Below are 4,617 nucleotides of genomic sequence, written 5' to 3'. Positions count from 1 at the left end.
ACCATGACGCCGGATGGTCTGGAGTACCAGCATCTTGCCCCGGTGAACACCCTGACCTGGGCCGCTACCAGCCGGGAGGAAGCCGAAGAATACGGGGTAGCCCGTGAGATCATATTGAATGATCCGGTCGTGCTCATGCGCGACGGGCAGGGTGGTGTACTGGTCGCTGAACGGAAAGATTTGGAAAAGGCGCTCCGTAAAGCCTCTCCATCCAGTGTTCTGGTAGAGGATTCGCCCGCTATCCAAGAGGCGGTTCAACGCATTGAAGAAAAATCCGATTTGACCGTAGAGGAATTGATCGGGCGGGCATCAAGCGTCATAGCGCCAGAGATTGTCGATAAAGCCCGCCAGTCCATACGACAGGAGATCAATACCCTCATTGAAGCCCGTGCGGTTGCTTTGGGCACGGCGTTAGTCGACCAAGGATGGGGCGGGAACCGGGAAACCGGTGTGTTTTCGCATGCCACCCATTACGGCAGGGATATTTTGATGAATACTTTTCAGGACAGGGACGGTTATGCCTTCGGTATCCAGCTACAGGTCCAGAAAAGCGAAGAAATCACTGCAGGCGTCGTTTACAAGAAAGAAATTGAACATACGATCCGCGATTACATGGATGTGCCTGCCGTAAAAATGGTGAATACCATGGTGCAGAAAGTGAAGGAACTGGAAATGGATCAAGAACAGGCTGAATTGGTGGACAGCGTCATTGTCGACAGAGCCAACATGATCGTGTCTGATCTGGAATCCTCTGGCTGGACCTGGGACGGAGATTACTTTACGAATCCGGATATCCCGGGGGTCAAGCTGTTCCACAATCCCGAACAGAAAAACGGTAATTACGTGTCCTGGGGGTTCCGTCTGGCGGGCCACGATGGATTTGTGGACTTGACGGAGGACTTTGCCAAGACGCCTGCGGATTTTGTGCGGGAAACGCTGACGACAGCATTAAAGTCCCAGATGCAGCCTCTACAGGAACAAACGGAAGCTGTTGAACGGGAAGTGCAGCAGCCTGCAGTGACCGAAAACCCCGAAAATGCGGAGAATGTGGTGGCGATACGTCCTGATTTACCCGACACCGAACAGGAAAATCGTTGGGAGAAACTCCATAGAATCTATAAAAACGAGACAGAAGCACTCGATGAAGCCCGTATTCAACTGTTTGATGGATATATGGAGGCCGGCGATCAGGACGCTGTGCGCAGACTGCAACAACAGGTACGTGAGAGGAAAAGCCAGGCCATCCAGAATGTGCGTGACTGGGAAAACACCATCATCCAGGCACTGGGTATCTCCAGAGGCGATCTCCCATTCAGCAAGTCCAGAGAAGGCCCGGAGGGAAGGCAATATCTCGCTGCGCTGGATGCACTGACCAAGGCAGAAGAACAGTTGATTGTTCTTTTGCGTCACGATCAGATTCTGGACAAAGGGCTGGCCTATCTCTGGGGATTTGTCGCGGATTCCTCTTTTGATGAGATCGCCAAAGCAGGGAGCTGGCAGGCCATGCAGACGCCGGAGTTCAAGGAAAACGGGGCTGATTTGCTGGATAGCGTCATTAGTGCCAGAGCCTCTGTTCTGGCGTCCGAGTTGAAATCTTCCGGTTGGACCTGGGGAGGTGTTTCCTTTACGCATGCAGATATGCCGGGGATCAAGCTGTTCCCAGATGCCGAGCAGAAGAACGGAAATAACCTGTCCTGGGGATACCGCCTGACGGGACCGGATGGATTTGTGAATGTGCCCGATGACTTCACCAAGGCCCCTGCAGATTTTGTATTGGAGACGCTGACGATAGCGCTCAACAGCCCGATGCAGTCCCGACCGGGTTTAACGTCATCCACACCGCAACCGGAAGATGAATCAGAGGTCCGGTTTACAACGGCGCGGATCATTCCTACCCGCGCGGGCGTCATGGCCATACCGGATGATCCGGAAAAACCCGTTTACCTGGCCGGACAGGGTGAAATCAAAGCAAATTCCCTGAGCGATGACATAAGTCATGGTGAAGTACCCGAAAACGGGGAGCATGGGGAGACCCAAGGAGTACAGCACATGGACGAAAACGAAACTGCCGATTTACTGGGCGCTGACGATGCGGATGCAGGCGGCTTTGTGGAGCTGAATGAAGAAGACGGTGCGGACCTGATCGAAGCGGCACAACCGGATGTCGTCATCGCGCCGATGGACAGGCCGCGCATGCAGGTTCCGGATATGTTTTCGACACTCAACGAGATGGAGCTGCAGCCCCAGTTCTCGAACACCCATGGGGTGCATCCGTCAGGCGCTATCTTCAAGTGGGAAAAGGACCAGCACAGCGCACAGGTGGCGATCAGTCGCACGGCCATGGGGGAATATACCTATCGGCTATCCACCCAATCATCTACGGGTGGCATGTCAGGGATCGGCCCCTACAACCTGGAGCGGCAGGAATGGTACCCCAGTCTGGCGGACACGCTGCAGGCCGGACGTGAGCATCTCGTGGATATTCTGCTCAGGGATCATCACCGGGAGGCGCATGATCGCAAGCCTCAAACAGCGCGGACGCTGCAACGACTGATTGAAAACATCGCGCAGAATCCGGAAAGCGACAAGCGTCTGGTTACCGACCCGGAAGAAGAAATCATCCCCGATACGCGCGGGCATATGGAAGCACTGCTCAAGGTTCAGGAGGATGAGCCGGAAACGGTCATCGCCTTGCAATGGGGTGCCTGGCGTGAAAAACCAATCGTAAGGGCAACATTATCCCTCAAGGAAGATCAAGGCATTGAGGCCCGGATGGTGGATGATCGCGGCACGGTGCTGAATATCGCAGCGATTGATCCACTGGATCTGCCGGCATGGAATCGTTTCCTCCAGGAAAGCGTAGACGCCCTGCCTTTGGGGATGCAGCGCATGGTACGCAATCATCCTTATGGCAAAGGCCATGAACCACAACTGGAAATTCGTCGGCCATTGCGTCATTCGGAAAACCCGCTGCCCGTTCCACAGTGGCCAGCCAATGATGCAGGCGATCTGCCTATTGAGTCTGGACCGTTCCCCTTGGGCAATATGGACCGTTATGCCACCCGCATTTGGGATACGGGGAACGGGAGCCGGATGATTTTTGCGATTGGTCATGGCCCCGATGGTTATGTCAGTCGCCTGCATGTTGCTCAGCGGCTGCATTTTGGAATGTCTGCGCCGAACGTCCGCAAGGACCGGGGCCATGATTCACCGATTCGCGCCACGTTCGCGGCAGCTTACGCTGACTTGTTGAAAGCCTTCAAGAGACAGGAGAAAAGTGACATTTCCTTTGCCAAACTCATGCTGGAAGATGGCGGGGGTTCTCAGAAGGACATATACGAAGATCAACTCCGCCTTTTGGACGCGGTACGCAAGGAACTGGACGGGCACCCCGGTGAAATCGTGTCGGTGCGGGGTGGCGTGGACGATGCGTTGATCTCGCGCCGGGATCTGGAAGAATTAACCGCGATCGCGGTGCGCCCGGATTACTTGCATCAGTCATTCCTCTCTCCTGGCACACAGGATCCCGGCGTTACTTCAGAATCCTGGATACTGGAAGGCATCCGTTCTGATGGAGAAACCTTGCATCTGGACTCTTTTGGTACATGGAACCGGGCCGTGCAGGGCATTCAGACGGCGATGCGCCACATCGCGCCGCAGCCTGCAGTGGTTACACCGGATGTAGAGGCTACTGCAGAGGCCGTCGCAGAGCCAACGACCGAGCATCAGTCACTCCCGGGGACTTTGCAGACGCTGCGCATGACCATGCTGCCGATCATCTCACCAACCCCCGTGACGGAAGTTTCGACTATCGGGGAGCAGGGCGTTAGTGGCATTTATAACGGTCTGGATAAAACCCACAGTCTGATCTGCATGGATGAAAAATGGTATCAGCATCCCCTGATTGATGACTGGATGAACAGCGGGATTTTTACCGCTTCAGGATGGGATGGCACCCGGGAGATAGTGGGCAATGCGTCGAACTGGCGCGGAAAACCCTTTTCCCTGCAGCGCGGAGTCAGTGATGGTGAGCTGACACGCGGGGAACCGGTCTGGAAGGTACAGGTCGATGGGAAATACGTGAATACGCACTATGAAAAGCATTTGCGGGTTCTGCAAAACGTCCATCGCCTGGCCCGACAGGATGCCGAAAACCTCCGGGATGTCGGTGGGCAGGTGACGCTGGATGTGCGGTACAAAACCGCCGTAGAGTCCCGATTCATAGCCTCTGAGCAACAAGCCCTGGCACTGGAGATTGACTACCTCACCGACAGCGAGAATGTGAAGCGCAGCATGAAAGCTTGGTGGATGGGTGCGGACGGAAAGCGGGTCATGGATGTGCAGACCGATGCGGAGGATGCCAAGCAACCCGCGAGCTGGATAACCCGTGCCCGAGTCCGCTTTGCAGAATGGTCAGCGCAGTCAGATACGATTGTGGCGGCACTGGAGAAACTAGAAAACCTCTATCGCCAGAGTGCCGCGAATATCGGTGATGCGCTGCTGGCCGTGCCCATGGCTCCGGTTGAGGATCAGGAGACCCTGAAAACGTACCGGAAAGCCACAGATGCCGTCTATCAATCCTTTGACGAGGAAATCCGTGCGCAACGCAAGGTACTG

Annotated in this window: 1 protein-coding gene; it reads left to right on the top strand. The window is 55.3% G+C overall.

Translation table 11 applies throughout. The features are described 5' to 3' along the window. Window positions 1-4,617 (top strand): hypothetical protein (locus AC2VLY_RS10995; protein ID WP_486893112.1); only part of this gene is annotated, 4,617 nt, incomplete at both ends.

Source organism: Acidithiobacillus sp. TH-A36, assembly GCF_057473445.1.
Note: the sequence above shows the minus strand (reverse complement) of the source record. Positions and strands in the feature narration are given on the sequence as shown.